Origin of the sequence: Kitasatospora sp. NPDC058184 (assembly GCF_042883725.1) — a bacterium.
Lineage (GTDB): Bacteria > Actinomycetota > Actinomycetes > Streptomycetales > Streptomycetaceae > Kitasatospora.
Window position 1 is genome coordinate 78794 of record NZ_JBHVVE010000004.1, and the last position, 25421, is coordinate 104214.

Genomic DNA, 25421 nt, shown 5'->3' on the forward strand with positions numbered 1-25421 from the left:
GGGGGAGCGGAAGCCTTACGGCGCGGGGGGAGAGAAGGGCTCGGTGTGCTGCTGGGAGATGAGGTCCGCCACGGGGGAGGCCTCAGGCACACCGAGCCGTGTGAAGATCGCATGGGCCTCTTGGAGGCAGGCGAGTCCACGAGCCGGCTGGGCGAGCGCCAACAGGGCCTCGCCCAGTGCGGCGTTCGCCAGGCCCTGGCAGTAGGCGGAGTCCATCTCCTGCCCGAGCGCCAGTGACTCGCCGGCCGCCGAGGCCGCCTCGGCGTGCTGGTCGGCGACGAGCAGGGCGGAGGCCAAGCGGGCCAGGGTGTAGCCCTCCCACAGTGGGTTCCGCTGGGCCCGGTACAGCCGGTGCGCCTCCCGCAGGTGCGGGACGGCCTCGGCACCGGAGAGCACCACGCCCAGCTGGTAGAGGGTCTGGGCGAGCAGCGGGCCGTTCTTGGAGGCCCGGGCGGCGGCGACGCCTTCACCGGCGGACCGGATCGCCGTCTCGGTCATGCCGAGGCGGTGCTGCACCCGGGCGATGTTGCTGACGATCCGCGCTTCCCCGAACGCCGTGCCGACCTGCCGGTTGATGGCCAGGGCCTGTTCGAGGAAGGGCAGGGCCTCGGCCGGGCGGTTCCCCACGCTCAGGATCACGCCCAGCGTGTTGGCCGTGGCCAGTAGCAGGACCGACGGGTCGTCCGGAGCCTGGTGGTCGAGGCTGCGGCGCAGTGAGTGTTCGGCGTTCTGGAAGTCGCTGGTGACGGACTTCAGGGCGCCGAGGGCGAAATGGACCCGCGCGAGTGCGGCGGAGTCGCCGCGCTGCTCCGCCGCGTGGCCGAGGGTCTCCAGGATCGGCCGTACCTGAGGACCGTGGGTGGGGTCGGGGCCGAGACCGTACAGCAGGATCAGCAGGTCGATCGCCGCGTGCTGGGCGCTGCTGGGCCCGTTCGCCGCCGCGGCCATGGCGTTGAGCAGCAGGGCGCCCTCGGTCCGGAGCCAGTCCTGGGCGGAGCCGCTGGTCGGCAGGCCCATTCCCGGTGAGGAGGGCGTGGCCAGCAGCTCGGGCTCGGTGTCGTCCGGTTCGATGGTCCGGGCCGCGTTGCGGACGGTCGGGATCAACAGGTCGAGCAGCCGCGACACCGCCCGCTCCTGCTCCCCGGTGTCCCCGATCCGCTCGTTCTTCCGCTGGGCGTAGAGCCGAAGCAGGTCGTGGTAGCGGTAGCGGCCGGGGGTGAAGCACTCCAGCATGTTCGCCTCGACCAGCGCCTCGGCGAGGTCCTCGGCGGCGTACTCGTCCACCCCGAGCAGCGCCGCGGCGGCGGCCAGCGGGATATCGGGGGAGTCGATCAGGGCGAGCAGCCGAAAGGCGCGGGCCTCGTCCACGGACAGCTGTCCGTAGCCGAGCCCGATGGTGGTCTCCACAGCGAGGTTGCCGAGCTGGAGTTCGTCCAGCCGACGGCGTTGGTCGGCTAACCGACGGGCCAGGTCGGAGACGCTCCAGCGCGGGCGGCTGGCCAGCCGGGCGGCGGCGATGCGGACGGCCAACGGCAGGAAGCCGCAGGCGGTGACGACCTTCATGGCCGCCTCCGGCTCGGCGGCGACCCTTTGCTCCCCGACGATGGCCGAGAACAGCGCCAGCGCCTCCTCCGGGGTCAGTTCCTCGACGTCGAACAGCTGGGCGCCGGGGATGCCGGCCAGCCGGGACCGGCTGGTGGCGAGCACCGCGCAGCCGGAGACCCCGGGGATGAGCGGTCGGATCTGGTCGGCGTCGCGCGCGTTGTCGAGCAGGATCAGCATCCGTCGGCTGGCGAGCAGCGAACGGTAGAGGGCGGCGCGCTGTTCCAGCGAGTCGGGGCTCTCCGCGACGCCGAGGGCGTGCAGGAAGTCGCCCAGCACGACCACCGGGTCGGCGGGCGAGGAGCCGGCTCCGCGCAGGTCGACGTACAGCTGTCCGTCCGGGAACTCGGCGCGGACGCGGTGGGCGACGTGCACGGCGAGGGTGGTCTTGCCGACGCCGCCGATGCCCGCCAGTGAGGTCACCACCACGGCCTGGCCGGTGGCGTTCATCAGGACCGCGGAGAGGTCGCCCACCAGATTCAAACGGCCGCTGAAGTCGGAGACGTCAGCCGGGAGTTGGGCTGGAGCGGGGGGCGCGGCCGGGCCGTCCTCGCGAGCTGCGGGAGCGGGTACGGCCGGGAGGGTGAGCGCCGGATCGGCCGCGAGGATGCGATTGTGCATCGAGGACAGGCCGACGCCCGGTTCCACCCCGAGCTCCTCGATCAGGAGCTTGCGGGTGTCGGTGTAGACGCCGAGTGCCTCGGCCTGGCGACCGCAGCGGTACAGCGCCAGCATCAGCAGCTCTCGCAGACGCTCGCGCAGGGGGTGCTCGGTCGTCAGGTTGTTGAGCTCGACGACGATCTCGGCGTGCAGGCCGATGTCGAGGGCGGCGGCGCACAGCTCTTCGGCGGCGTCGACCTGGCGCTCGCCGAGCCGCAGCCGCTGGGTGTCGGCATAGGGGCCGGGGATGCCGGTGAGCGGGCGGCCGCTGAACAGGTCCAGCGCCTGGGTCAGCAGTCGGTGCGCCTCGTGCTTGTCGCCCGAGGTGCGGGCGGCCGCGGCGTCGGCGGAGAGCCGTTCGAAGATTGCCAGGTCGAGAGCCTCGCCGGGGATGCGCAGGGCGTAGCCGTCGGCGACCGAGACCAGGAGTTCGGCTGGTCTGCGGACCTCCCGGCGGGGCTCGATGACCGAGCGCAGGCGGGAGACGTACGTGCGGAGTGCGGCCACGGCCTGAGCCGGGGGCCGTTCGCCCCAGAGCGAATCGACCAGGTCCTGTGTGGTGACCGGGCGCCCGGAGTGCAGCAGAAGAGTGGTCAGAACGGCTTGTTGCTGGGGGGACCCGAGGGAGAGGGGCTTGCCGTCGAGCCAGGCCTGGACCGGACCGAGGACTTGGAAGCGCAGCGCAGGGGTCTGCGGCGTCTCCCGAAACTCCATGAAGTCCCCCGATGGCCTGTGGTGTTGATTCCGTGAAAGGGCGCTCGGCGGTCCGCCGCGGTGCTTCAGCTTAGGCGGACGCCCGACTCTGTCGGACGGCACCGCAAGCCGCACGATGTTTATCGGACATTTAATCAACCCTACGATACTGTCCCCGCGCCCGCGCCACGAAGGTCGGGCTGAACACATTTGATGACCGAAAGGCGGCCGCCCAATGGCCAACGACCAGAGCGAGACCCCGGTGCTGTCGACGCCCGAGAACGGGACGAAGACCGAGGCCCCGGCCGCCGCTGTGGAGGCGGGCAAGGCTGTCGAGGACGCGGTGGCCGTGTCCTCGAACCCGGCCGAGTACGCCGCGCCGACCGACGAGCAGAAGGACGCGTTCGAGAACGGCACGTTCGGCGACGAGGGCGAGTACCTGGACCAGCCGACCGAGCCGGCCACCGGCAAGCCGAGCAAGACGTACGAGCCGGAGAACATCATCATGGGCCACCCGTAAGCGGGTCGCGGCCCCGGTGCCCCCGCGCCCCCGTCCGGGCGTGGGGGCGCGGTCGGTTATGGGCACGCCAATTCCGCGTCGGTGTCGACCGGTGGCCGAAACGCACCAGTGGTGCACTCATGGTGACCGGCGATATCCGTAACGTGCCCGACGGTGGCCGGGGCACGTTCCGGAATTACCGATTCACCCGGGGGTATTGCGGTGGTCGGAATGCTGCCGTTTGTCTGCGTTTTGCCGAAATTGGCGGGGAAGATCGTATTCGGCCGAATCGCGGGTCTCGGGGGCGGGGGCGACGTGGTGCGGTTCCGCGGCCCATTCCCGGCCGCCGCCCTCGGGGCGCAGGTAGTGCTCGCCGCCGATGGTGTCCATGTAGATGCCGGTGCGTCCGGTCCTCCGGTCGAGGACGAGTTCACCCACGTGGGGCCGGTAGGCCGGGGCGTTGCGCTGTCGGGTGCTCACCGTGCTGCTCCTCGCTCTGGTCGGCGACTGGCCAGCATCTCTAGAGAAGCTAATATCTCTAGAGATGTCAACGGTCGTATCTCCTTACCGGCGACCGCGGGCACGCCTACGATTTGTCCCAGGCAGAGGGAGCGGCGATGACCGGCAGCAATGGCGACAAGCAGCCCAAGTACCAGCGGATCGCCGAAGCGCTGAAGGAGGCCATCGACACCGGCCGGTACCGCGCGGGCGACCGCCTGCCCGGCGAGAACGACCTCATGGACGAGTACGGCGTGGCCCGGATGACCGCCCGCCAGGCGCTGGGCGTGCTGCAGAGCGAGGGCATCGCCGAGGCGCGGCGCGGCGCCGGGGTCTTTGTCCGGGACTTCCGGCCGCTGCGCCGGCGCGGCATCCAGCGGCTGGCGCAGGGGCAGTGGGGGTCCGGCCGGTCGATATGGTCGGCGGACATCGACAACCGCAGCCTGGTGGTCGACCAGGTGTCCGTCACCGAGCGGGGCGCGCCCGAGCACGTGGCCCGGGTGCTCGGGGTCGACCCGGGCGCCCCGATGTGCGTGCGGCACCGCCGCTTCGTCCTGGACGGCAAGCCGGTGCTGCTCTCGACCTCCTACCTGCCCGCCGTGCTGGTCTCCGGCACCGCCATCACCCGCGAGGACACCGGCCCCGGCGGCACCTACGCCCGGCTCGCCGAGATCGGCGCCAAGCCCGTGCACTTCCGCGAGGAGGTCCGCTCCCGGATGCCCGGCGCCGACGAGTCCGCCCGCCTGGAGCTGTCCGCCGGCACCCCGGTCATCCTGATCTGCCGCACCGCCTTCGCCGACGAGGGCCAGGTCGTCGAGCTCAACGAGATGATCCTGGACGCCGCCTCCTACGTCCTGGAGTACGACTTCGACGCCTGAGCCGGGCGGGTCGGCCCGCGGTTGCTACTGGTAGTGGTAGCGGGCCTTGAGGATCTTCACCTCCTTCTCGTCCGCCCGGTACACCAGCCGGTGTTCGTCGTCGATCCGCCGCGACCAGTAGCCCGCCAGGTCGCCCTTCAGCGGCTCGGGCTTCCCGATGCCGTCGAAGGGGTCCCGCTGGATCTCGCCGATCAGGCGGGTGATCCGCTGGGCCATCTTCCGGTTCGACCCGAGCCAGAACAGGAAGTCCTCCCAGCCGTCGGGGTCGAAATGGACGCTCCTCACACCTCACCCGCCAGCGCTTCCAGTTCCTCCATGGTCCTGGTGACGCCGGAGTGGCCGGCCTTGTCGCGGGCGACGGCCTCCATGAGCCGCTGCGCGTTGGCGGGGGAGCGCAGGAGGTGGATCGTCTCCTGCCAGGAGTCGTAGTCCTCCGCGGACATCAGCACGGCGTCCCCGCCCTTGGAGGTGATCCTTATCGGCGCGTGGTCGTCGTTGACCTTCTTGATCAACGGGAAGAGCTGCGTGCGCGCCTCGCTCGCACTGATCGCCATGGGACGGCCTTCCACTCGGGTACCGGATGTCCGTACCGCAATGGTACGAGTCTCCGGTACCGGATGTCATGCGACAGGCGAACGAAGACCGCCCCGGGCGCGGGGCGGCCGGGGCGGTTCGGGGGCGTGCGGGCTGCTGCCGCGCGCGGGGTTACTCCTTGGAGCGGACGCGCAGGCTGGTGATCAGCGGGCCCTCGGTGGTCTCGCGGAAGAAGTCGTTGCCCTTGTCGTCGACGACGATGAAGGCCGGGAAGTCCTCGACCTCGATGCGCCAGACCGCCTCCATGCCGAGCTCGGCGTACTCCAGCACCTCGACCTTCTTGATGCAGTCCTGGGCGAGGCGGGCGGCCGGGCCGCCGATCGAGCCGAGGTAGAAGCCGCCGTGCTGGGCGCAGGCGTCGGTGACCTGCTTGCTGCGGTTGCCCTTGGCGAGCATGACCATCGAGCCGCCGGCCGCCTGGAACTGGTCGACGTAGGAGTCCATCCGGCCGGCCGTGGTGGGGCCGAAGGAGCCGGAGGCGTAGCCCTCGGGGGTCTTGGCCGGGCCCGCGTAGTAGACCGGGTGGTCCTGGAGGTACTTGGGCATGCCCTGGCCGGCGTCCAGGCGCTCCTTGATCTTGGCGTGGGCGATGTCGCGGGCGACCACCAGGGTGCCGGTGAGCGAGAGTCGGGTCTTCACCGGGTACTTGGAGAGTTCGGCGCGGATCGCGGACATCGGCTGGTCGAGGTCGACGCGCACCACGTCGTCGTCCAGGTGCTCGTCGGTGGTGTCCGGCAGGTACTTCGCCGGGTCGGTCTCCAGCTGCTCCAGGAAGACGCCCTCGGCGGTGATCTTGCCGAGCGCCTGGCGGTCGGCGGAGCAGGAGACCGCCATCGCGACCGGCAGCGAGGCGCCGTGGCGGGGCAGGCGGACCACGCGCACGTCGTGGCAGAAGTACTTGCCGCCGAACTGGGCGCCGATGCCGATCTTCTGGGTCAGCTCGGTGACCTTGGCCTCCAGCTCCAGGTCGCGGAAGCCGTGGCCGGTCTTGGCGTCGCCCGAGGTCGGCAGGTTGTCCAGGTAGTGCGCCGAGGCGTACTTGGCGGTCTTCAGCGCGAACTCGGCGCTGGTGCCGCCGATCACGATGGCCAGGTGGTACGGCGGGCAGGCCGCGGTGCCCAGCGAGCGGATCTTCTGCTCCAGGAACGAGAGCATGCTCGCCTCGTTCAGGATGGCCTTGGTCTCCTGGTACAGGTACGACTTGTTGGCGGAGCCGCCGCCCTTGGCCATGAACAGGAACTTGTACGCGTCGCCGTCGGTGGCGTACAGCTCGATCTGGGCCGGCAGGTTGTTGCCGGTGTTCTTCTCGTCCCACATGGTCACCGGGGCCATCTGGGAGTACCGCAGGTTGAGCTTGGTGTACGCGTCGTACACGCCGCGCGCGATGGCGGAGTCGTCGCCGCCGGAGGTCAGCACGTTCTGGCCGCGCTTGCCCATGACGATCGCGGTGCCGGTGTCCTGGCACATCGGGAGGATGCCGCCGGCCGAGATGTTGACGTTCTTCAGCAGGTCGAGCGCGACGAAGCGGTCGTTGGGGCTGGCCTCCGGGTCGTCCAGGATGCGGCGCAGCTGGGCGAGGTGGGCGGGGCGCAGGTAGTGCGAGATGTCGTGCATCGCCTCGGCCGTCAGCAGCCGCAGCGCCTCGGGCTCGACCTGGAGGAAGGTGCGACCGCCGGCCTCGAAGGTGGAGACGCCCTCGGAGGTGAGCTTGCGGTACGGGGTCGGGTCAGCGCCCAGGGGGAGCAGGTCGCTGTACTCGAAGTCTGGCGTGGGAGCCATCGGGGCGGTCCTTAGGGGTCCAGTGGTGCGGCTGCGTCGGCGAAGCACCATCCAGGGTAGGACCCGCCGGAAGTCGGCACGCGGACAGGGCAGCCTTGCGTGACCGGGCTCACTCGCGCAGGAGTGCGAGCGACTAGGCTGACCCCGTGGACAACTCGCCGTCGCACGACGATTCGGGGCAGCCGCCGGTGCCGGCGCCCGTACCGATGACCAAACCCGAACCCAAGTCAGAGAGCAGACCCGAACTCAGGCCCGAGGCCGGGGCCGCGGCGCGGCCGCACGCGCCGGCCGCGGAGGCGGAGCTGCGCGTCTCCGACGCCGACCGCGAGAAGGTCGCGGAGCTGCTGCGCGACGCCTACGCCGAGGGGCGCCTGGACGCGGACGAGCACGCCGAGCGGATCGAGGCCGCGTACGCCTCGAAGACCTTCGGCGACCTCGCGCCGCTGACCCGGGACCTGCCGGCCCGCCCGCTGTCCTTCGAGAAGCAGCCGTTGAGCGCCCCGCAGGGGCCGCCGCCGCAGCAGCCGGCGCGCCAGGAGGCCCCGACGGTGGTGGCGATCTTCGGCGGCGCGTCCCGCAAGGGCCGCTGGCGGGTGGGCTCGCACCTGAGCGCCTTCACCGCGTTCGGTGGTGTGGACATCGACCTGAGCGACGCCGTGTTCGAGTCCCCCGAGGTGGAGATCACGGTGACGGCGATCTTCGGCGGGGTCCAGATCCGGGTCCCGGAGAACGTGAGCCTCCAGGGGTCCGGCATCGGCATCTTCGGCGGTTTCGACGTCCGCGAGCAGACCGCGGCGGACCCGTACGCTCCGGTTGTCCGGGTCAAGGGCCTTGCGCTGTTCGGCGGTTGCGAGGCCAAGCCGCGCCGCGGCAAGAAGCTGAAGGAGTGGGTGCGCCGTCAACTCGGCACCGACTGACCGTCGTTGACCTGCACAGTGCCCGGCCGGGAGCCAACTCCCGGCCGGGCACTCGGCGTTGCGGCCAGTGCTCTGCGTAGTCGATTGCGTGCAGTGTGCATGAATCGCGGCCGAGCGGGGTAGTTCCTTCCGCACATCGCTTCTTGGACGGCTGCGCACCGGAGGCGGCCGAGCGGCCGTGCCGGGGTTGGACAGCGGGGGCTCGCAGCCGGCGGGGGAGCGAGGGGTCCCCGTGTCCGAGAGCCTCGTCAGGAGTACGGCCGTGCTGCATCCGATCGAGTCCCGCACCACCTCGCCAGTCGCCGCCGCGCAGGTCCTGGAGCGCCGCCCCGGCGTCCGGCCGCAGCCGCAGCCCCCGGGCGGCCCGGCGGGTTCCCCCGCGGGCGAGGACAATCCCTGGCACACCGGTGCCGCGTGTCGGCGGGACGAGGTGGGGCTGTTCTTCGCGCCCTCCAAGGAGCCGACGGCGGCCCGGCTGTCGCGCGAGGAGCAGGCCAAGCAGGTCTGCGCCCGCTGCCCGGTGCTGCTGGAGTGCCGCGAGCACGCGCTGGCCCAGCCGGAGCCGTACGGGGTCTGGGGCGGGCTGACGGCCGCCGAGCGGCGGGTGGTGCTGGCCCGGCGCCGCCGCCGGGACGCGGAGCTGCGCGAGGCGGCCCGGGTGACGGCGGCCGGTCGGCGCCGGATAGCCGGGTGAGGGCGGGCCCGAGAGCGGGAGGACGGTGCGCCGCGGCCCCGGCGGAGGGGGATTCCGCCGGGGCCGCGAAGCGCGTCGCCGCGGGGCCCGGTAGGCGGTAGCCCGGCGGACCGGGCTACCGCCTACCCGGGCTCAGTTGGCGCGGTCGAAGTCGATCGCGCTGTACGCCCGCAGCTTCGAGAGCTTGTGGGTGGAGTTGATCTCGCGGATGGTGCCGCTCTTGGAGCGCATCACCAGCGAGCTGGTGGTGGCGGTCTCCGAGCGGTAGTGCACGCCGCGCAGCAGCTCGCCGTCGGTGATGCCGGTGGCGACGAAGAACACGTTCTCGCCGCTGACCAGGTCGTCCGTGGTGAGCACCCGGTCCAGGTCGTGGCCGGCGTCCAGGGCCTTCTGCCGCTCGGCGTCGTCCTTGGGCCACAGCCGGCCCTGGATCACGCCGCCCATGCACTTCATCGCGCAGGCCGCGATGATGCCCTCCGGGGTGCCGCCGACGCCCATCAGCAGGTCGACGCCGGTGCCCTCGCGGGCGGCCATGATGGCGCCGGCCACGTCGCCGTCCGAGATGAACTTGATCCGGGCGCCCGCCTCGCGGATCTCCCGGACCAGGCCGTCGTGGCGCGGGCGGTCGAGCACCACGACGGTGACGTCCTCGACGGCGCTGCCCTTGGCCTTGGCGACCCGGCGGATGTTGACCGCCGCCGGGGCGGTGATGTCGACGAACTCGGCCGCCTCCGGCCCGGCCACCAGCTTGTCCATGTAGAACACGGCGCTGGGGTCGAACATGGTGCCGCGGTCGGCGACGGCCAGCACGGCCACCGCGTTGTTCATGCCCTTGGCGGTCAGCGTGGTGCCGTCCACCGGGTCGACCGCGACGTCGCACTCGGCGCCGGTGCCGTCGCCGACCCGCTCGCCGTTGTAGAGCATCGGGGCTTCGTCCTTCTCGCCTTCGCCGATGACGACGACGCCGTTCATCGAGACGGTCGAGACGAGGGTGCGCATCGCCTTCACGGCGGCGCCGTCCGCGCCGTTCTTGTCACCCCGGCCGACCCACCGGCCGGCGGCCATCGCGGCCGCCTCGGTGACCCGGACGAGTTCGAGCGCGAGGTTCCGGTCCGGAGCCTCGGGCGCGACCTCCAGGGCACTGGGAAGCTGGTGCGGGTACTGCGTGGACATCGTCGTTACCTCTCTGTACGCGACGACCAGTGAGCGCCCGACTACTGCCAGGTCGAACGCCGTGGTGAGGGTATTGCGATCGTATCTGCCCACGAGATGACTGTCTGTGGCGCGGGTCGCTGCTCTGTGGCGGAAAACGCCTGTTCATCCCGTTTCACCCGGACGTGAATACCCCTGGTGACCGCCCCGGGATGTGGATGAGTCACCATGTGGGGGTGGCAGCAGACAACAAGGGCATGAGGGGCCGGCAGACCGTACGGGACATGGTCCTGTCGATGCTGGTGGTCGGTTTCGTCGTCTGGATCGGGTACCTGTTCCTCCCGCACGACGCCAACGGCGACCCGGTGCACGAGGTCGCGTACAAGGTGGAGACCTCCACCGCCAGGCGTGCGGCGCCGTACCCGGTGCTCTCCCCGGAGGGGCTGTCCGACAAGTGGCGGGCCACCTCGGTCAGCTACAAGCCGGCCGACCAGAACAACGGCAGGGGCAATGCCTGGCACCTGGGCTTCGTGACCCCCTCCGGCCAGTACGCGGCGGTCGAGCAGAGCGACGTGCCGCGCGACTCCCTGCTGGCCGCCTACGTGACGGGCGCCAAGCCGGACGGCACCGCCGAGGTGGCCGGCCGCGCCTGGGAGCGCGTGCAGGGCGAGAAGGCCCGCGCGCTGACCGTGCAGACCGGCCCCGGGACCACCCTGCTCACCGGCACCGCCTCCTACGAGGAGCTGGCCGAACTGGCGCAGGCGCTCAAGTAGCCCGCCCCCGCTCCACCCTGCCCGGCACGCGCCGGAGCACCCTGGACGACGCCGAAGGGCCCCGCACCGGACGAACCGGTGCGGGGCCCTTGCGCGCGGGGCGGATCAGACGGTGGTGACGACCTCGTCGTAGGCCAGGCGCGGCGAACGCGGGAACCAGGCGTCGTCGCCCGGCTTGCCGATGTTGACCACGGCCAGCACCGAGTGCTCGCCGTCGCCGAAGAACTCCTTGTTGATGCCCTCGGCGTCGTAGCCGGTCATCGGGCCGGCGGCCAGGCCGGCGGCGCGCACGCCGATGATGAAGTACGCGGCCTGCAGGGCGCCGTTCAGCGTGGCGGACTGCTCACGGACGCTGCGCTCCGAGAAGAAGACGTCCTTGGCCTGCGGGAAGTGCGGGAACTGGGTCGGCAGCTCCTCGTGGAACTCGTTGTCCGCGGCGAGGACGGCGACCAGCGGGGCGGCGGCGGTCTTGGCCTTGTTGCCGTCCGCGAGGTGCTGGACGAGGCGCTCGCGGCCCTCGGCCGAGCGGACCAGGACGACGCGCAGCGGCTGCTGGTTGAAGGCGGTCGGGCCGTACTTGACCAGCTCGTAGATGGCCTGGACCTGCTCCTCGGTGACCGGCTCGTCGGTGAAGGTGTTCGCGGTGCGGGCCTCGCGGAACAGCAGGTCCTGGGCGGCGGCGTCGAGTACCAGGGCGTCGGTGGTCATGCTTCTGCACCTCATGCGAAAGGGGGTTCGTCGGTATGATCGGCCGCAGCCGGTCACTTCATCCAACATAGGTGAAGTTTCAACGATTCCCCAAGCGAATGTGACCTGCCTCACTCCCCGCCCGGGCCCGCGCCCTCCTCGGCGGCCAGGGCGGCGTCCAGCCGGGCCCGGGCGCCGTCCAGCCAGCGCTGGCACACCTTCGCCAGCTGCTCGCCGCGCTCCCACAGGGCCAGCGACTCCTCCAGCGACGTCCCGCCGTTCTCCAGCTGCCGGACGACGTCCAGCAGCGCGTCCCGGGCGTGCTCGTAGCCCAGCGCGTCGTCCGGGTTCGGCGCCGCCGCGTCCTGCTGCTCCTGCTGCTCTGCCATGCGTGCCAGCGTAGGGGGTGCGGGTGACAGCGTCAGCCCGCGTCGGCCGCCGTGACGTCGAAGCCGCCGCCCGCCACCCGGGCGTGCAGCCCCTCGCCGGGCGCGACCTGCGCCGGGTCGGTCACCACCGTGCCGTCCGCCCGCTGGAGCACCGCGTAGCCGCGCTCCAGGGTGGCCGCCGGGGAGAGCGCCACCACCCGGGCCAGGGTGTGGCCGAGGTCGCTCTGCGCGTGGTCCAGCCGGTGCCGCAGGGTGCGCCGGGCCCGCTCCAGCAGGCCGTCCACCTCCTGCCCGCGCCCGTCCAGCATCCGGTGCGGGGCGGCCAGCGCCGGGCGGCTGCGCACCCCGTCCAGCCCGTGCTGCTCGCGGTCGACCCGGGACAGCACGTGCCGGCGGGCGCGGTCGCGCAGCTGACGGACCTTGGCCAGTTCCTCGCCGACGTCCGGAACCACCCGTTTGGCCGCATCGGTCGGGGTGGAGGCGCGCAGGTCGGCCACGAAGTCCAGCAGCGGCTGGTCCGGCTCGTGCCCGATCGCGCTCACCACCGGCGTACGGGCGGCCGCGACCAGCCGCACCAGCCCCTCGTCCGAGAACGGCAGCAGGTCCTCCACGCTGCCGCCGCCCCGGGCCACGATGATCACGTCCACCTCGGGGTGCTCGTCCAGCTCCCGCACCGCCGCGCTCACCCGCTCCACCGCGCTGACCCCCTGCACCGGGACGTTGCGCACCTCGAAGCGGACAGCCGGCCAGCGCCGCCGGGCGTTCTCCAGCACGTCCCGCTCGGCGGCCGAGTCGCGCCCGGTGACCAGCCCGACGCACTGCGGCAGGAACGGCAGCGGCCGCTTGCGCTCGGCCGCGAACAGGCCCTCCCCGGCGAGCCGCCGCTTCAGCTGCTCCAGCCGGGCCAGCAGCTCGCCGAGGCCCACCGGGCGGATCTCCGAGGCGCGCAGCGACAGCTGCCCGCGCGCCGCGTACCACTCCGGCTTGGCGTGCACGACGACCCGCGCGCCCTCCTGCACCACCTCCGCGACCTGGTCGAACACCGAGCGGAAGCAGGTCACCGTGAGCGACACGTCGGCCTGCGGGTCGCGCAGGGTCAGGAACACCACGCCCGCGCCGGGGCGCCGGCTGAGCTGGGTGATCTGCCCCTCCACCCAGACCGCGCCGAGCCGGTCGACCCAGCCGCCGATCAGCGCGGAGACCTTGCCGACCGGGAGCGGCGCTTCGGGGGAGCTGGTGTTGGCCATGCGTACGAGGCTAGCGGCGCGGGCCGACACGGCCGAGACCGCGTCGCCGCGGGCCGGCCCGGCCGGGACCGCGCCCGGCCCCGCGCGGCCCGACGGCGGTCACCGGGGAAGCCGGGGCGGCCGGCGCCCGTCGGCCCCGCCGCGGGCGGCGCCCTGGACGGCGAGCACCACCAGGCCGACCGCCAGCCAGACCAGCCCGACGATCTGCGCGGTGGTCGAGGCCTCGTACACCACCGCCCCGATCACCGCGATCCCCAGCGCGGGGACGACCATGTGCCGCAGCCACCGCCGCGAGCCGTGCCGCACCGCGTACCAGCCGATCACCGAGGCGTGCAGCAGCGCGAAGGCGGTCAGCGCGCCCACGTTGACCACCGAGGTGAGCTGGTCCAGCCCGTCGTCCCGGTCGGCCGCCCAGACCGCCGCCGCCATCGTGATCACCGCGGCCGCCAGCAGCGCCCGGCGCGGCACCGCGCTGCCCGGGTCGACCGAGCCGAGCAGCCGCGGCAGCCGGCCCTCCCGGCCCATCGCGAAGACCAGCCGCCCGGCCGCGGCCTGCCCGGCCAGGGCCGCGAAGGCCGCGCCGATCGCCTTGCTGGCCGCCACCAGCACGTGCAGCCAGTGCCCGACGCCGCTCTCCACGGTGTCGTAGAAGGCCGATCCCTGCGCCGCCGGGTCGGCGGCCAGCTGCTGCGGGCCCAGCGGCTCCAGCAGTGCCGCCAGGTAGGTCTGGGCGACGAACAGCACCCCGGCCAGCGCCAGGCACCAGAGCACCGCCCGGGCCACCGCCGCCGAGGCGCCGACCGCCTCCTCCACGAAGGTGGCGATGGCGTCGAAGCCCAGGTAGGAGAGCACCGCGACGGACACCGCGGAGACCACCGCGGTCATCGAGAAGGCCCCGACGGCGGTGAACGGGGTGTCCCAGCCGCGCTGGGCCCCGCCCTGGGCCAGCGCCACCACGGCCGCGGCCACGAACACCGCCAGCACCGCGATCTCCATCGCGAGCACCGCGAAGCCGACCACCGCCGCCGTCCGCACCCCGACCAGGTTGAGCGCGGTGGTCACCACCACCGCGAGCGCCGTCCAGACCCAGCGCGAGACGTCCGGGACCAGGGAGTTCAGCGCGATCCCGGAGAACAGGTAGGCCACGGCGGGGATCAGGAGGTAGTCGAGCATCGCCATCCACCCGGCGATGAAGCCCGGTCCCTCGCCCAGCCCGGCCCGGGCGTAGGCGAACACCGAGCCGGTCTGCGGCACCGCGCGCACCATCTGGGCGTACGAGAAGGCGGTGAAGCCCATCGCCACCGTCGCGGCCAGGTACACCGTGGCGACGGCGCCGTGGCTCTTGGCGTCCAGCACGCCGAAGACGCCGACCGGGGCCATCGGGGCGATGAACAGCAGTCCGTAGACCATCAGATCGCGGACGCCCAGGCTGCGGCGCAGGCCGCTCGGCGTCACCTGCTCGCTCACAGAGCTCATAGACACCATATTTTGAGCGCTATTGACCGGGTCTGCACGGAATGTGTCCGCCGTCGGCGCGGCTTCGCGCCGGGGGCCCGGCGGGCGGGCGCCGCTCGCGGCCGCCCGTACGATGGAGCCATGTCCAAGACCGCGCAGCGCCGTGTCCTGCTCGCCGCCCCCCGGGGCTACTGCGCGGGAGTCGACCGCGCCGTGATCGCCGTGGAGAAGGCCCTGGAGCAGTACGGGGCGCCCATCTACGTCCGCAAGCAGATCGTCCACAACAAGTACGTGGTGCAGACCCTGGAGAAGAAGGGCGCGATCTTCGTCGACGAGACGGAGGAGGTGCCCGAGGGCTCGATCGTCGTCTTCTCCGCGCACGGCGTCGCCCCGGCCGTCCACGACGAGGCGCGGGCCGGCCGGCTGGCCACCATCGACGCGACCTGCCCGCTGGTCACCAAGGTGCACAAGGAGGCCGTGCGCTTCGCCGACGAGGGCTTCGACATCCTGCTGGTGGGCCACGAGGGCCACGAGGAGGTCATCGGCACCATGGGCGAGGCCCCGGACCGGATCCACCTGGTGGACGGTGCCGAGGACGTCGCCAACGTGCAGGTCAGGGACGAGTCCAAGGTCGTCTGGCTGTCCCAGACCACCCTGTCCGTGGACGAGACCATGGCCACCGTCGGCGAGCTGAAGAAGCGCTTCCCGGGGCTGGTCAGCCCGCCCAGCGACGACATCTGCTACGCCACCCAGAACCGCCAGGTCGCGGTCAAGCAGCTGGCCCCGGAGACCGACCTGCTGATCGTGGTCGGCTCCAAGAACTCCTCCAACTCCGTCCGCCTGGTCGAGGTCGGCCTGGAGTACGGCGCCAAGGCCGCCCACCTGGTGGACTTCGCCGAGGAGATCCGCGAGGAGTGGCTGGAGGGCGTCACCACGGTCGGCCTGACCAGCGGCGCCTCGGTGCCGGAGATCCTGGTCGACGGCGTGCTGGAGTTCCTGGCCACGCGCGGTTACGACACGGTCGAGACGGTCAAGACCGCCGAGGAGCACCTGACCTTCTCGCTGCCCAAGGAACTGCGCCGTGACCTGCGCGCCGAGGCGGCGGGCAAGCTCTGACCCCACCCGGAAGGCCCGGCACCCCGCGCGGGGTACCGGGCCTTCCGCTGTGCGCGCCCGGGCGCGCTCTCGTAGCTTTGTGCACAGGCTGTGGACAAGGCACCGGCCGCGGACGCCCGTCCGCGGCCGACGGCGGAGGGCGGACGTGATGACGGCGGTATTCGGCGTGGACATCGGCGGCTCGGGGATCAAGGGCGCGCCCGTCGACCTCGCCCGGGGCGTGCTCGCCGAGGAGCGCCGGAAGGTGCTCACCCCGCAGCCGTCCGCCCCCGAGGCCGTGGTCGCCGCCGTCTGCGAGGTGGTCCGCCACTTCGACCACCAGGGCCCGGTCGGGCTGACCTTCCCCGGCGTGGTCGTCGACGGTCACACCAGGACGGCCGCCAACGTGGACAAGGGCTGGATCGGCCTGGACGCGGCGGGCCTCTTCGGCCAGGCGCTCGGCATGCCCGCGACCGTCCTGAACGACGCGGACGCGGCCGGGCTGGCCGAGCTGACCCACGGCGCCGGGCGGGGCGAGTCGGGCGTGGTCCTGGTGCTCACCTTCGGCACCGGCATCGGCAGCGCCCTGTTCGTGGACGGGACGCTGGTGCCCAACACCGAGCTGGGCCACCTGGAGCTGCGCGGCAAGGACGCCGAGCGCCGGGCCTCCTCGGCCGCCAAGGAGCGGCACGGGCTGGACTGGGAGCAGTGGGCCGGGCGGGTCGACGAGTACCTGGACCTGGTGGAGATGCTCTTCTCGCCAGGGCTGATCGTGATCGGCGGCGGGGTGAGCCGCAAGCACGAGAAGTTCCTGCCGCTGCTGAAGGACCGCCGGGCACGGGTGGTGCCGGCGGAGCTGCGCAACGACGCGGGCATCGTCGGGGCCGCCATGGCGGCGGCCCGGGCCGGGGGCTGAGGAGCCGGGATCGGGCCGGGGACTGAGGGGCCGGGGTCGGGGCTGGGGGGGCTGAGGGGCGAGGGGCGCTCCTGCGGCGCCGCCGCTCAGCGGGAGCGGCCTCAGCGGGAGCGCTGGATCCGGCGCTGGGCGACGAACCGGGCGAGCACGATCAGCGCGGCCAGCCCGGTGCCGGAGAACAGCCAGCCGGCCCGCAGCGCCAGCCCGGTCGCCAGCGAGACCACCTGGGCGGTGACGCCCGGGGAGCCCACCGGTTCGAGCAGCAGCAGCGCGAGGGCGAAGGCGATCGGCCCGCTGATCGGTGCGGCCAGCAGGTCGGCGTAGCGCACCCGGACGGCGAGCTGGAAGCAGACCACCAGGTAGCCGAGGCCGAACAGCCAGCCCAGGCCGTCGAACAGCAGCCGGTCCACGCCCGCCACCGCGAGCGTCGCCAGGACGGCGACCAGCCCGGTGCCGATGGCCGTCAGCCGGGTCGGCCGGCCGGTGCGCCGCCGCCCGTACAGCGGCTCGTCGCCGCGCCCGCGCAGCGGCAGGCGCAGGCGCGGCCGGGGGGTGGCCGGGCGCGCGGCCGGGCGCCCGGCGGACGGGCCGGCCGAAGGGCGCGGGCGGGAGCCGGGGGCGGGTCCGGAGGGGGCTCCGGCGGTCTCGGGAGCCCGGCCTGGACCGGGGACGGCGGCTGCGGCCGCGCCGGTCGGCGGACGGCGTCTGGGCCCTGGCGGCTGGGTACGGATGCTCTGCTCCACCCGCCCAACGTACGGTCCGATCATCGCCACACTGTGTAATGGACCGTTCAGGTCTTGTCCCGTGTCTCCGGACGGAGTACTGATGTGATCGTCACTCAGGTCGTCACGCAGGTCGGCTGACCTGCCCGATCGAGTCGGCGCACGACGACCACCGGATCCGTTCACGGGTCTCTCCACGGGGGAACAGCATGACCGATTTCACCTTCGAACGGCTCGACCACGTCCAGCTCGACATCCCGGCCGGCGCCGAGGACGAGTGCCGCGCCTTCTGGTCCGGAGTGCTCGGCATGACCGAGCTGGCGAAGCCGCCGGTGCTGGCCGCCCGCGGCGGCTGCTGGTTCCGCGGCGGCGGGGTCGAGGTGCACCTGGGCGTGGCCCCGGACTTCCGCCCGTCCCGCAAGGGGCACCCGGGCATCCTGGTCCGTTCGCTGGACGCCCTCGCCGACCGCCTCGCCGCGCACGGCCACCCGGTGACCTGGGACGACAACCTGCCCGGCCACCGGCGCTTCCACACCGCCGACAAGCTGGGCAACCGGCTGGAGTTCCTGGAGCCCCGGGCGGCGCCGACCGAGGAGTGAGGCGGAGCGGGGGCTGCCCGTAGACTTGGGGGTCGGCCCGTACGGTGCCGACCCAACTCCTCCAAGCCCACGGGACTGCGCTTCATGTCGCTCACGATCGGAATCGTCGGCCTGCCGAACGTCGGCAAGTCGACCCTGTTCAACGCCCTGACCAAGAACGACGTGCTGGCGGCCAACTACCCGTTCGCCACCATCGAGCCGAACGTCGGCGTGGTGGGCGTCCCGGACGCTCGGCTGGCCAAGCTCGCCGAGATCTTCGGCTCCCAGCGCATCCTCCCGGCCACCGTCGACTTCGTCGACATCGCCGGCATCGTGCGCGGCGCCAGCGAGGGCGAGGGCCTGGGCAACAAGTTCCTCGCCAACATCCGCGAGTCCGACGCGATCTGCCAGGTCGTGCGCGCCTTCACCGACCCGGACGTGGTGCACGTGGACGGCAAGGTGTCGCCCAAGGACGACATCGAGACCATCCACACCGAGCTGATCCTGGCCGACCTCCAGACCATCGAGAAGGTCCTGCCGCGGCTCCAGAAGGAGGCGCGCCTCAAGAAGGACACCGCCCCCGTGCTGGCCGCCGCCGAGGCCGCGCAGGCGATCCTGGAGACCGGCAAGACCCTCTTCGAGGCCGGCTTCGACACCGCCCCGATCCGCGACCTCCACCTGCTGACCGCCAAGCCCTTCCTCTACGTCTTCAACGTGGACGAGGCCGAGCTGGCCGACGAGGACTTCAAGGACGCCCAGCGCGAGCTGGTCGCCCCGGCCGAGGCGATCTTCCTGAACGCCAAGATCGAGTCCGAGCTGATCGAGCTGGACGACGCCGAGGCCCTGGAGCTGCTCCAGTCCATGGGCCAGGAGGAGCCCGGCCTCGCCACCCTCGCCCGGGTCGGCTTCAACACCCTCGGCCTCCAGACCTACCTGACGGCCGGCCCCAAGGAAACCCGCGCCTGGACCATCAAGAAGGGCGCCACCGCCCCCGAGGCCGCCGGAGTCATCCACACCGACTTCCAGAAGGGCTTCATCAAGGCCGAGGTGATCTCCTTCGCCGACCTGGTCGAGACCGGCTCCATCGCCGAGGCCCGCGCCAAGGGCAAGGCCCGCATCGAGGGCAAGGAGTACGTCATGCAGGACGGCGACGTCGTGGAGTTCCGCTTCAACGTCTGACCGGGTAGCGCAACTCCCGTACAAGGGGTCGGACTTCCAGGGGAAGTCCGACCCCTTCGGCATGTGCCCGTCCGGCTCGACGATGCCCCCGAGTGGTACGCTTTTTCGTACCACTTGCGGAAGGGGTTCCCATCATGTCCATCACCGCGAGCGAGGCCCGCCGGGACCTCTTCCCGTTGATCAAGAAGGTCAACGAGGACCACGACGCCATCGAGATCGTCTCCAGGCACGGGAATGCCGTACTCGTCTCGGCCGAGGACTACGCGGCCCTGCGCGAAGGCTCGTACCTGCTGCGCTCACCCGCCAACGCCCGGCGGCTGCTCAAGGCCTATGAGAACGCCCTCGGCGGCGCGGGGCTTTCCGAGCGGGAGCTGATCGACCCGGATGCGGCGGGTCCCGAGAAGGGTGCCTCGTGAGGCTCGTCTTCGAGGAGACCGGCTGGGAGGACTACACCTCCTGGCTCAAGAACGACCGCAAGATGCTCGTCCGGATCAACAAGCTCATCGAGGACGTCCTGCGTGACCCGTTCACCGGCATCGGCAAGCCCGAGTCGCTGAAGTACCACTTGCCCGGTGCCTGGTCGCGGCGGATCGACGACGAGCACCGCCTCGTCTACTTGGTGACGGACCGGGAGGTCATCGTTCTGGCCGCCCGCTACCACTACTGATGGCCGGCGTCGAGTTCGAGTCGCCGTGCTGATTCTGTGCTGACTTGGGTCGCCGGGATCAGCATCTTTGCAGGTCACAGCCGCATGGTGAGCATTCCGCTGCAACGTCTGACGGCCGGCCGCCGCCGCGTACCCGGACCGCCCGGGCCCCGCGTTCGTACGGGGTCCGGGCGGTGCGGTGTTTCCGGGGTCAGCCGACGGTGACGGTGAGGAGGCCGTCGGGGGCGGCGGTGACGGTGACGGTGGTGAGGGTGTCGGCGTGGGCGTCCGGGTGGTGGGGGAGGGCGCGCGGGCCGACGCCGACGACGCGGACGCCGGCGGCCTTGGCGGCGGCGATGCCGGCGCCGGAGTCCTCGAAGGCGAGGCAGTCGGCGGGGGCGAAGCCGAGGTCGGCGGCGCCCTTGAGGAAGCCCTCGGGGTCGGGCTTGCTGGCGCCGACGGACTCGGCGGTGACCAGGACGGACGGCATCGGGAGCCCGGCGGCGGTCATCCGGATCCGGGCGAGCGGCAGGTCGGCGGAGGTGACCAGGGCGTGCGGGAGGCCGGTCAGTGAGGCGAGGAAGGCGGCGGCGCCGGGCACCGGGACGACGCCCTCGGTGTCGGCGCGCTCCTCGGCGAGGATCCGCTCGTTGTCGGCCAGGTTGAGCTCGGCCGGGCGGTCGGGCAGCAGGAGGGCCATGGTCGCGTGGCCCTGGCGGCCGTGGGCGACGGCGAGCACCTCGGCGGGGTCCAGGCCGTTCCGCTCGGCCCAGCGGCTGAAGCAGCGCTCGACCACGGCGTCGGAGTTGACGAGGGTGCCGTCCATGTCCAGGAGGAGGGCGCGGGCGGTCAGCCGGACGGGGGCAGCGGTCATGGGGCGGCTCCTCGGGGAGTGTGGCGACGGGAGAGCCGGAGAATGCGAGCTCTTTGTTTCTCGATGATACAAAAGATCATCCGAGTAGGTGGGCATTGACCGCCCGGGCCTCCTCGGCCAGCTCCGACAGCTCCACCACCTCGACCCCGGCCGCCGTCAGCAGCGCGGTGCCCTGGCAGTCGGTGACGAACAGGTCCGGCTCGCGCCAGGCGACCACCACCCGCGGCACGCCCGCCGCGAGGAGCAGCCGGGCGCACGGCATCGGCCGCGAGGCGCGCTGCCCGCAGGGCTCCAGCGAGCTGTAGACGGTCGCCCCGCGCAGCCGGGGGTCGCCGGCCGGGAGCTTGGCCAGGGCGGCCTCCTCGGCGTGGTCGTGCGGGTCCGCCTCCCGGCTGTAGCCCTCCGCCAGCACCGTGCCGTCGGCGCCGACGATCACCGCGCCGACCGAGAAGGCCGTCTCGGACGGCGGGCAGCGGCGGGAGAGCTCGACGGCCCGGCGCAGGTGGTCGAGGTCGGTGGAGGCGGACTGGGTCACGGCGCGGGCTCCTTCGGGGCGTACCTGAGCAGGACGACGTCGCCCACGGTACGTGCCTCCAGCAGCCGCATCCGCCGACCCGGACCGCCCGGGAACGCGGCCGGGCGGACGAACCGGGGCGCGTCGGCCTGGCCGACCAGCAGCGGGGCGACGGCCAGCTGGAGCTCGTCCGCCAGGCCCTGGGCCAGGAACTGGGTGTGCACGCCCCCGCCGCCCTCGACCATCAGTCGGCGCACCCCGCGGGCGCCCAGGTCGTCCAGCACCGCGCCGAGGTCCACCGCGTCGCCCAGCGTGACCACCTCGGCCAGCCCGTCCAGCCGGGGGCGCAGCACCGCCGCCCCGGCCTCCGTGGTGTAGGCGAGCCGGGCGCCGCCGGTGTGCCAGAACCGCAGGCCGGCGTCGAGTTCGCCGCTCGCGCTGAGCGTCACCTTCAGCGGGTACTCGGGCCGGCCGGCCGCCAGCCGGGCGGCCCGGCGTCCGGGATCGTTGACCAGCAGCCGGGGATTGTCGGCGCGCAGCGTGTTGCCGCCGACCAGGACGGCGTCGGCGGCGGCGCGCTCCTCGTCGACCCGGTCGAAGTCGGCGGCGTTGGAGAGCAGCAGCCGGTCGGGGGAGGCGTCGTCGAGGTGGCCGTCGAGCGAGACGGCGGCGCTCAGCAGGACGTAGGGGCGCGGGCCGGGCATGGGCGGGGACCGTTCTGTCGGGGGCGCCTCCACGGTACGGCGGCCGGGTGCGGCCCCGGCCCACGGCGACCGAAATGCGAGACGGATCTTCTCGCCATCCGGGACGACGAGTAGCGTCGGAGGTGTCGCGGAGCACCGCGGCCGACCGCGCCCAGGGGGGACCTCATGACCGGACCGCAGCCCGCCGCCGTCTACACCCACGGCCACCAGGAGGCCGTGCTGCGCTCGCACCGCTCCCGCACCGCCGCCGACTCGGCCGGCTACCTGCTGCCCGAACTGCGGCCCGGCCAGGCCCTGTTGGACGTCGGCTGCGGTCCCGGCACGATCACCGCGGACCTGGCCGCGCTGGTCGGCCCGCAGGGGCGGGTGGTCGCGGTGGACGCCTCCGCCGAGGTGCTGGAGCAGGCCGCCGGACACGTCGCCGGGCGGGGGCTGTCCAACGTCGCCTTCGAGTGCGCCGACGTGCACCGGCTGCCCTACCGGGACGGCGAGTTCGACGTGGTGCACGCCCACCAGGTGCTCCAGCACGTGGCCGACCCGGTGGCCGCGCTGCGCGAGCTGCGGAGGGTGACGGCGCCGGGCGGCGTGGTCGCGGTCCGCGATGTCGACTACGCCTCGATGACCTGGTTCCCGGAGGCGCCCGCGCTGGACCGGTGGCTGGAGCTGTACCGGCGGACCGCCCGCGCCAACGGCGGCGAGCCGGACGCCGGCCGGCGGCTGCTGTCCTGGGCCCGCGCCGCCGGCTTCACCGAGATCACCGCGAGCTCCTCCACCTGGACGTTCGCGACGCCCGAGCAGCGCGCCTGGTGGGGCGGGATGTGGGCGGACCGGGTGACGGGCACCGCGCTGGGCCGGACGGCGGTCGGGCTGGGCTTCGCGGAGCAGGACGAGCCGGAGCGGATCGCGGACGGCTGGCGGGAGTGGAGCGCCGCCGGGGACGGCTGGTTCTCGATGCTGCACGGGGAGGTGCTGGCCCGCGGCTGAGCGGGCGGAGGGCGGCCCGGAAAGGTCGGGCAGGTGTTCGGAAAGATCGGGTAAAGTCGCGCGACCGTTCAGATCGGGCCCGTGAGGGTCCGTTCGGGTCCGAGCCGTGGCGCGGAGCCATGGTGCCGAGCGCCGAGCCGATGCCCGCCCCGGTGGGTTGGGGGAGTCCACGTGTCCAAGCCTGAGTCCGAGCCGCCCGTCCCGGGGCCGGAGCCGGAGCCGTCCGCGGCCACGGGAACCGACGCGGGTACGGGCGCGGATGCTGGCGCGGGTGGTACGGACGCGACGGAGGCGCCGACGGCCGGTCAGGACCCCCGGGTGGACTTCCGCAAGGCCGCCGCCGAGCCAGCGGGGCCGGTCGAGCCCACGAACCCGGCCGAGCCCACGAACCCGGCCGAGCCCGCGAGCGCCGCCGAGCCGGCGGGCCCCACCGCCCCCACCGCCCCCGCCGACCCCTGGGCCGCCCCCGACCTCTCCGCCGGCCCGTCCGCCGCCCCGGCCCCGGCCCCGCAGGCCGTCCCGCCGTCGGCCGCCCCGCCCCAGCCGCCGCACCCGCTGCCCGCCGGCGGCTGGGCCTCCGTCACCCCCGCCGCCCAGTCCGGCTTCCAGCCCGGCCACCCGTACGCCCCGGCCCCCGGCCAGGGCCCGGCCGGCGCGCCCGGCCCCGGGTTCGTCGGCCCCGGGTTCGTCCCCGGCCCCGCCCCCACCAACGGCTTCGCCGTCGGCTCCCTGGTCACCGGCCTGCTCCTGGTGGCCCCGGTGGCCCTGGTGTTCGGCGTCCTCGCGCTGGTCCAGATCAACCGCCGCAAGGAGCGCGGCTCCGGCATGGCGGTGACCGGCCTGGTGCTCGGCACGATCGGCACGGTGCTGATGGCCCTGCTGCTCGGCGCGGCCGACTTCAGCTCGGCGCGGGCCGGCCGCTCCGGCCTGCCCCCGAAGGCGCCGGCCGGCTCGGTGCACTGGTCCGACCTCAAGGCCGGCGACTGCTACGACTCCCCCCAGGGCGGGTCGACGGCGGACGGGGGCGGCGACGAGACGGTGTACTGGGTGCACCGGGTGGCCTGCACCGAGCCGCACCACGGCGAGGTGGCGGGCACCGCCGACCTCCTGCTCGGCGCCGGCGCCTACCCGGGCGAGCGCGCGGCCCGCGAGTCGGCCGGCCGGCTGTGCCGCCAGGTGCTGAGCGGCTACGCGCTCGACCAGTGGGCCGTCCCTGACGGCATGGAGGACGTCTACCTCTACCCGACCGAGAAGAACTGGGCGTCCGGCTCGCGGTACGTGACCTGCGCCTACGAGGACCGCGAGGACCGGCACCGGGGCACCGTCCGCACCGACCGCAGCCACCTGACCGCGCCCCAGCTGGCCTATCTGGAGGCCGCCCGGACCTTCAACGACGACTACCTGGACCAGCCGGAGCGGGAGGTCGCCGAGGCCGAGGCCGACTACCGGGCCTGGGCGCGCCGGGTGGCCTCCGCCTCCCGGACCCAGGCGGCGGTGCTGGCCAGGACGGGGGTGGCCTGGCCGGCCGACGTCCAGCCGAGGATCGCCAAGCTGGCCGAGGCCAAGTCGCAGGCGGCCGCCGCCTGGGACGCCGCGGCCTCCGGCACCGACCTGGCGGGCGACCTCCGCAAGGCCAGGGCGCTGGAGGCCAGGACGACGCCGACGGCCCTGGAGATCCGCCGCGGGCTGGACCTGTCGACCGGGGAGCAGGCGCCCGACCTGCGGGTCTGAGCCGTCCGGAGGCGCGGTTACCGGCCGTTGACCGGGCCCGTACCTGCCGGTAACCCGCCGGCCGTACGGTCGTGGGCACGTCCCCGGCCCGACCCCCACGCGAGCCGGGGACCAGCCCGTCCGCCCCGGGGCGGGCCGGCCCGCGGGAGCCCCCGGTACTCTCCGGCCATGGGTACCCACCGGGTGATGCGGCAGGACGACAACGGCAACCGCTTCCTGGTCGCCAAGGACCTCGACCGGGCGGAGGCCCGGCGGCTGGCCGCCGAGTTCGAGGCCCGCGGCCACAAGCAGCTGTACTGGGTCGAGGAGGACGGGGAGGCATCCCGGCCCGAACCGGCGGACGGGACGGTCCGCAACGCCTGAGCCCTCCGCGACGCCTGAGCCCTCCGCGACGCCTGAGCCCTCCGTGGCGCCTGAGCCCTCCGCGAACGCCCGGGCCCGACCGCAGACCGTAGGGTCGGGCCCATGGACGCGACCCACGACCCCGCCCCCGACGCCCCCGCCGCTCCGCCCCGGATCGTGGTCGGCGGTGCGCTGGTCCACCGCGGCCGGGTGCTCGCCGCCCGGCGCAGCGCGCCCGAGGCGGTGGTCGGCCGGTGGGAGTTCCCCGGCGGGAAGGCCGAGCCGGGGGAGACCGAGGCGCAGGCGCTGGAGCGGGAGCTGCTGGAGGAGCTCGGCGTCCGGGCGCGTGCGCTGGTCCGGCTGCCGGGCGCGTGGGCCGTGCGCCCCGGCCTGGAGCTGCGCTTCTGGGCCGCCGAATTGCTGTCCGGCGAGCCGCGCGCACTGCAGGACCACGACGCGCTGCGTTGGCTGGGCCCGGACGAGCTGGACGCCGTGGACTGGATCGACCACGACCGTGACGTGCTGCCGTACGTCGCCCGGCTGCTCGCGGGCGCCCCGGCGGGCGCCGCCGACAGCGCGTCGGCGGTGGGCGACGCGCAGTCCGCCGGGTAGGTCAATC

General features: G+C 73.2%; 27 protein-coding genes and 1 pseudogene. 15 read left to right on the forward strand and 13 right to left on the reverse strand.

Going from position 1 to position 25421, the window contains the following annotated elements; translation table 11 throughout:
• Nucleotides 1-15 precede the first annotated feature (15 nt).
• Nucleotides 16-2976, reverse strand: a complete 2961-nt coding sequence (locus tag ACFVXH_RS08980; RefSeq protein ID WP_074001329.1) for a BTAD domain-containing putative transcriptional regulator — start codon at nt 2974-2976, stop codon at nt 16-18.
• A gap of 214 nt (nt 2977-3190) precedes the next feature.
• On the opposite strand from ACFVXH_RS08980, the gene ACFVXH_RS08985 reads away from it, so the two are divergent.
• Nucleotides 3191-3475, forward strand: a complete 285-nt coding sequence (locus tag ACFVXH_RS08985) for a hypothetical protein (RefSeq protein ID WP_074001330.1) — start codon at nt 3191-3193, stop codon at nt 3473-3475.
• A gap of 183 nt (nt 3476-3658) precedes the next feature.
• Here ACFVXH_RS08985 and ACFVXH_RS08990 read toward each other — a convergent pair whose 3' ends face one another.
• Nucleotides 3659-3934 (reverse strand): hypothetical protein, encoded by a 276-nt coding sequence (locus tag ACFVXH_RS08990; RefSeq protein ID WP_074001331.1) that lies wholly within the window; start codon nt 3932-3934, stop codon nt 3659-3661.
• 137 nt (nt 3935-4071) lie between these two features.
• Here ACFVXH_RS08990 and ACFVXH_RS08995 point away from each other — a divergent pair, with 137 nt between their 5' ends.
• Nucleotides 4072-4830, forward strand: a complete 759-nt coding sequence (locus ACFVXH_RS08995; RefSeq protein ID WP_049651716.1) for a GntR family transcriptional regulator — start codon at nt 4072-4074, stop codon at nt 4828-4830.
• A 24-nt stretch (nt 4831-4854) separates the two neighbouring features.
• Here ACFVXH_RS08995 and ACFVXH_RS09000 read toward each other — a convergent pair whose 3' ends face one another.
• The 3 genes from ACFVXH_RS09000 to ACFVXH_RS09010 form a co-directional block, all read right to left on the reverse strand.
• Nucleotides 4855-5115, reverse strand: coding sequence for a Txe/YoeB family addiction module toxin (locus tag ACFVXH_RS09000; RefSeq protein WP_049651717.1), 261 nt, complete (start codon nt 5113-5115; stop codon nt 4855-4857).
• The gene (locus ACFVXH_RS09005; protein ID WP_387821751.1) at nt 5112-5384 is read right to left on the reverse strand and encodes a type II toxin-antitoxin system Phd/YefM family antitoxin; all 273 of its coding nucleotides are present in this window, start codon (nt 5382-5384) and stop codon (nt 5112-5114) included. The genes ACFVXH_RS09000 and ACFVXH_RS09005 overlap by 4 nt, the downstream gene beginning before the upstream one ends.
• Before the next feature lie 151 nt (nt 5385-5535).
• A complete protein-coding gene (locus tag ACFVXH_RS09010; RefSeq protein WP_049651719.1) occupies nt 5536-7203 on the reverse strand; it encodes a fumarate hydratase in 1668 nt (555 codons plus the stop codon).
• A 146-nt stretch (nt 7204-7349) separates the two neighbouring features.
• On the opposite strand from ACFVXH_RS09010, the gene ACFVXH_RS09015 reads away from it, so the two are divergent.
• The gene (locus ACFVXH_RS09015; RefSeq protein WP_234348375.1) at nt 7350-8120 is read left to right on the forward strand and encodes a DUF1707 domain-containing protein; all 771 of its coding nucleotides are present in this window, start codon (nt 7350-7352) and stop codon (nt 8118-8120) included.
• A 316-nt stretch (nt 8121-8436) separates the two neighbouring features.
• Nucleotides 8437-8814 (forward strand): WhiB family transcriptional regulator, encoded by a 378-nt coding sequence (locus ACFVXH_RS09020; protein WP_049651731.1) that lies wholly within the window; start codon nt 8437-8439, stop codon nt 8812-8814.
• Between the two features lie 132 nt (nt 8815-8946).
• Here the strand turns inward: ACFVXH_RS09020 and glpX are convergent, their stop codons facing one another.
• Nucleotides 8947-9987, reverse strand: coding sequence for a class II fructose-bisphosphatase (gene glpX, locus ACFVXH_RS09025; protein WP_049651720.1), 1041 nt, complete (start codon nt 9985-9987; stop codon nt 8947-8949).
• Nucleotides 9988-10202: 215 nt separating this feature from the next.
• On the opposite strand from glpX, the gene ACFVXH_RS09030 reads away from it, so the two are divergent.
• Nucleotides 10203-10739 carry a DUF4245 domain-containing protein gene (locus tag ACFVXH_RS09030; RefSeq protein ID WP_310593165.1) on the forward strand — a complete coding sequence of 179 codons (537 nt, stop codon included), beginning with the start codon at nt 10203-10205 and terminating at the stop codon, nt 10737-10739.
• A 105-nt stretch (nt 10740-10844) separates the two neighbouring features.
• On the opposite strand, the gene ACFVXH_RS09035 is transcribed toward ACFVXH_RS09030, so the two are convergent.
• The 4 genes from ACFVXH_RS09035 to ACFVXH_RS09050 all read right to left on the reverse strand — a co-directional run bounded on the left by ACFVXH_RS09035 (nt 10845) and on the right by ACFVXH_RS09050 (nt 14538).
• Nucleotides 10845-11447 carry a malonic semialdehyde reductase gene (locus ACFVXH_RS09035; protein WP_049651722.1) on the reverse strand — a complete coding sequence of 201 codons (603 nt, stop codon included), beginning with the start codon at nt 11445-11447 and terminating at the stop codon, nt 10845-10847.
• Nucleotides 11448-11557: 110 nt separating this feature from the next.
• Nucleotides 11558-11815 carry an exodeoxyribonuclease VII small subunit gene (locus ACFVXH_RS09040; protein WP_049651723.1) on the reverse strand — a complete coding sequence of 86 codons (258 nt, stop codon included), beginning with the start codon at nt 11813-11815 and terminating at the stop codon, nt 11558-11560.
• A gap of 32 nt (nt 11816-11847) precedes the next feature.
• Nucleotides 11848-13062: an exodeoxyribonuclease VII large subunit gene (xseA, locus tag ACFVXH_RS09045; RefSeq protein ID WP_049651724.1), complete on the reverse strand. Its 1215-nt coding sequence runs from the start codon at nt 13060-13062 to the stop codon at nt 11848-11850.
• Nucleotides 13063-13161: 99 nt separating this feature from the next.
• Nucleotides 13162-14538: an APC family permease gene (locus ACFVXH_RS09050; protein ID WP_387821759.1), complete on the reverse strand. Its 1377-nt coding sequence runs from the start codon at nt 14536-14538 to the stop codon at nt 13162-13164.
• A 120-nt stretch (nt 14539-14658) separates the two neighbouring features.
• Here ACFVXH_RS09050 and ACFVXH_RS09055 point away from each other — a divergent pair, with 120 nt between their 5' ends.
• Both ACFVXH_RS09055 and ppgK read left to right on the forward strand, forming a co-directional pair.
• Nucleotides 14659-15633: a 4-hydroxy-3-methylbut-2-enyl diphosphate reductase gene (locus ACFVXH_RS09055; RefSeq protein ID WP_049651726.1), complete on the forward strand. Its 975-nt coding sequence runs from the start codon at nt 14659-14661 to the stop codon at nt 15631-15633.
• Between the two features lie 148 nt (nt 15634-15781).
• Nucleotides 15782-16528 (forward strand): polyphosphate--glucose phosphotransferase, encoded by a 747-nt coding sequence (gene ppgK, locus ACFVXH_RS09060; RefSeq protein ID WP_387821762.1) that lies wholly within the window; start codon nt 15782-15784, stop codon nt 16526-16528.
• 101 nt (nt 16529-16629) lie between these two features.
• Here ppgK and ACFVXH_RS09065 read toward each other — a convergent pair whose 3' ends face one another.
• A complete protein-coding gene (locus tag ACFVXH_RS09065) occupies nt 16630-17271 on the reverse strand; it encodes a DUF6542 domain-containing protein (RefSeq protein ID WP_387821765.1) in 642 nt (213 codons plus the stop codon).
• Nucleotides 17272-17459: 188 nt separating this feature from the next.
• Here ACFVXH_RS09065 and ACFVXH_RS09070 point away from each other — a divergent pair, with 188 nt between their 5' ends.
• From ACFVXH_RS09070 to ACFVXH_RS09085, 4 genes are all read left to right on the forward strand, one after another.
• The gene (locus tag ACFVXH_RS09070) at nt 17460-17849 is read left to right on the forward strand and encodes a VOC family protein (protein ID WP_387821768.1); all 390 of its coding nucleotides are present in this window, start codon (nt 17460-17462) and stop codon (nt 17847-17849) included.
• Nucleotides 17850-17933: 84 nt separating this feature from the next.
• Nucleotides 17934-19007 carry a redox-regulated ATPase YchF gene (ychF, locus tag ACFVXH_RS09075; protein WP_049658400.1) on the forward strand — a complete coding sequence of 358 codons (1074 nt, stop codon included), beginning with the start codon at nt 17934-17936 and terminating at the stop codon, nt 19005-19007.
• A gap of 134 nt (nt 19008-19141) precedes the next feature.
• A complete protein-coding gene (locus ACFVXH_RS09080; RefSeq protein WP_049658401.1) occupies nt 19142-19423 on the forward strand; it encodes a type II toxin-antitoxin system Phd/YefM family antitoxin in 282 nt (93 codons plus the stop codon).
• Entirely contained in the window at nt 19420-19674 is a 255-nt protein-coding gene (locus ACFVXH_RS09085) for a Txe/YoeB family addiction module toxin (RefSeq protein WP_387821773.1), read from the forward strand. The genes ACFVXH_RS09080 and ACFVXH_RS09085 overlap by 4 nt, the downstream gene beginning before the upstream one ends.
• A gap of 190 nt (nt 19675-19864) precedes the next feature.
• Here the strand turns inward: ACFVXH_RS09085 and ACFVXH_RS09090 are convergent, their stop codons facing one another.
• Complete coding sequence (locus ACFVXH_RS09090; RefSeq protein ID WP_074001343.1) at nt 19865-20527, reverse strand: HAD-IA family hydrolase; 663 nt, start codon at nt 20525-20527, stop codon at nt 19865-19867.
• Between the two features lie 76 nt (nt 20528-20603).
• A pseudogene (locus ACFVXH_RS09095) lies at nt 20604-21745 on the reverse strand (dihydrofolate reductase family protein).
• A gap of 165 nt (nt 21746-21910) precedes the next feature.
• On the opposite strand from ACFVXH_RS09095, the gene ACFVXH_RS09100 reads away from it, so the two are divergent.
• The 4 genes from ACFVXH_RS09100 to ACFVXH_RS09115 all read left to right on the forward strand — a co-directional run bounded on the left by ACFVXH_RS09100 (nt 21911) and on the right by ACFVXH_RS09115 (nt 25414).
• Entirely contained in the window at nt 21911-22729 is an 819-nt protein-coding gene (locus ACFVXH_RS09100; RefSeq protein ID WP_387821776.1) for a methyltransferase domain-containing protein, read from the forward strand.
• A gap of 171 nt (nt 22730-22900) precedes the next feature.
• A complete protein-coding gene (locus ACFVXH_RS09105) occupies nt 22901-24460 on the forward strand; it encodes a DUF4190 domain-containing protein (RefSeq protein ID WP_387821778.1) in 1560 nt (519 codons plus the stop codon).
• A gap of 168 nt (nt 24461-24628) precedes the next feature.
• Complete coding sequence (locus tag ACFVXH_RS09110; protein WP_380743713.1) at nt 24629-24823, forward strand: SPOR domain-containing protein; 195 nt, start codon at nt 24629-24631, stop codon at nt 24821-24823.
• 102 nt (nt 24824-24925) lie between these two features.
• Nucleotides 24926-25414 carry an NUDIX domain-containing protein gene (locus tag ACFVXH_RS09115; RefSeq protein WP_387821781.1) on the forward strand — a complete coding sequence of 163 codons (489 nt, stop codon included), beginning with the start codon at nt 24926-24928 and terminating at the stop codon, nt 25412-25414.
• Nucleotides 25415-25421 lie beyond the last annotated feature (7 nt).

Coding starts and splice junctions, on each gene's coding strand:
- ACFVXH_RS08980 (WP_074001329.1), bottom strand. CDS start 2,976: ATGGAGTTTCGGGAGACGCCGCAGACCCCTGCGCTGCGCTTCCAAGTC.
- ACFVXH_RS09040 (WP_049651723.1), bottom strand. CDS start 11,815: ATGGCAGAGCAGCAGGAGCAGCAGGACGCGGCGGCGCCGAACCCGGAC.
- ACFVXH_RS09050 (WP_387821759.1), bottom strand. CDS start 14,538: ATGAGCTCTGTGAGCGAGCAGGTGACGCCGAGCGGCCTGCGCCGCAGC.
- ACFVXH_RS09080 (WP_049658401.1), top strand. CDS start 19,142: ATGTCCATCACCGCGAGCGAGGCCCGCCGGGACCTCTTCCCGTTGATC.
- ACFVXH_RS09110 (WP_380743713.1), top strand. CDS start 24,629: ATGGGTACCCACCGGGTGATGCGGCAGGACGACAACGGCAACCGCTTC.
- xseA (WP_049651724.1), bottom strand. CDS start 13,062: ATGGCCAACACCAGCTCCCCCGAAGCGCCGCTCCCGGTCGGCAAGGTC.
- ychF (WP_049658400.1), top strand. CDS start 17,934: ATGTCGCTCACGATCGGAATCGTCGGCCTGCCGAACGTCGGCAAGTCG.
- ACFVXH_RS08985 (WP_074001330.1), top strand. CDS start 3,191: ATGGCCAACGACCAGAGCGAGACCCCGGTGCTGTCGACGCCCGAGAAC.
- ACFVXH_RS09100 (WP_387821776.1), top strand. CDS start 21,911: ATGACCGGACCGCAGCCCGCCGCCGTCTACACCCACGGCCACCAGGAG.
- glpX (WP_049651720.1), bottom strand. CDS start 9,987: ATGTCCACGCAGTACCCGCACCAGCTTCCCAGTGCCCTGGAGGTCGCG.
- ACFVXH_RS09070 (WP_387821768.1), top strand. CDS start 17,460: ATGACCGATTTCACCTTCGAACGGCTCGACCACGTCCAGCTCGACATC.
- ACFVXH_RS09090 (WP_074001343.1), bottom strand. CDS start 20,527: ATGACCGCTGCCCCCGTCCGGCTGACCGCCCGCGCCCTCCTCCTGGAC.
- ACFVXH_RS09055 (WP_049651726.1), top strand. CDS start 14,659: ATGTCCAAGACCGCGCAGCGCCGTGTCCTGCTCGCCGCCCCCCGGGGC.
- ACFVXH_RS08995 (WP_049651716.1), top strand. CDS start 4,072: ATGACCGGCAGCAATGGCGACAAGCAGCCCAAGTACCAGCGGATCGCC.
- ACFVXH_RS09005 (WP_387821751.1), bottom strand. CDS start 5,384: ATGGCGATCAGTGCGAGCGAGGCGCGCACGCAGCTCTTCCCGTTGATC.
- ACFVXH_RS09035 (WP_049651722.1), bottom strand. CDS start 11,447: ATGACCACCGACGCCCTGGTACTCGACGCCGCCGCCCAGGACCTGCTG.
- ppgK (WP_387821762.1), top strand. CDS start 15,782: ATGACGGCGGTATTCGGCGTGGACATCGGCGGCTCGGGGATCAAGGGC.
- ACFVXH_RS09010 (WP_049651719.1), bottom strand. CDS start 7,203: ATGGCTCCCACGCCAGACTTCGAGTACAGCGACCTGCTCCCCCTGGGC.
- ACFVXH_RS09115 (WP_387821781.1), top strand. CDS start 24,926: ATGGACGCGACCCACGACCCCGCCCCCGACGCCCCCGCCGCTCCGCCC.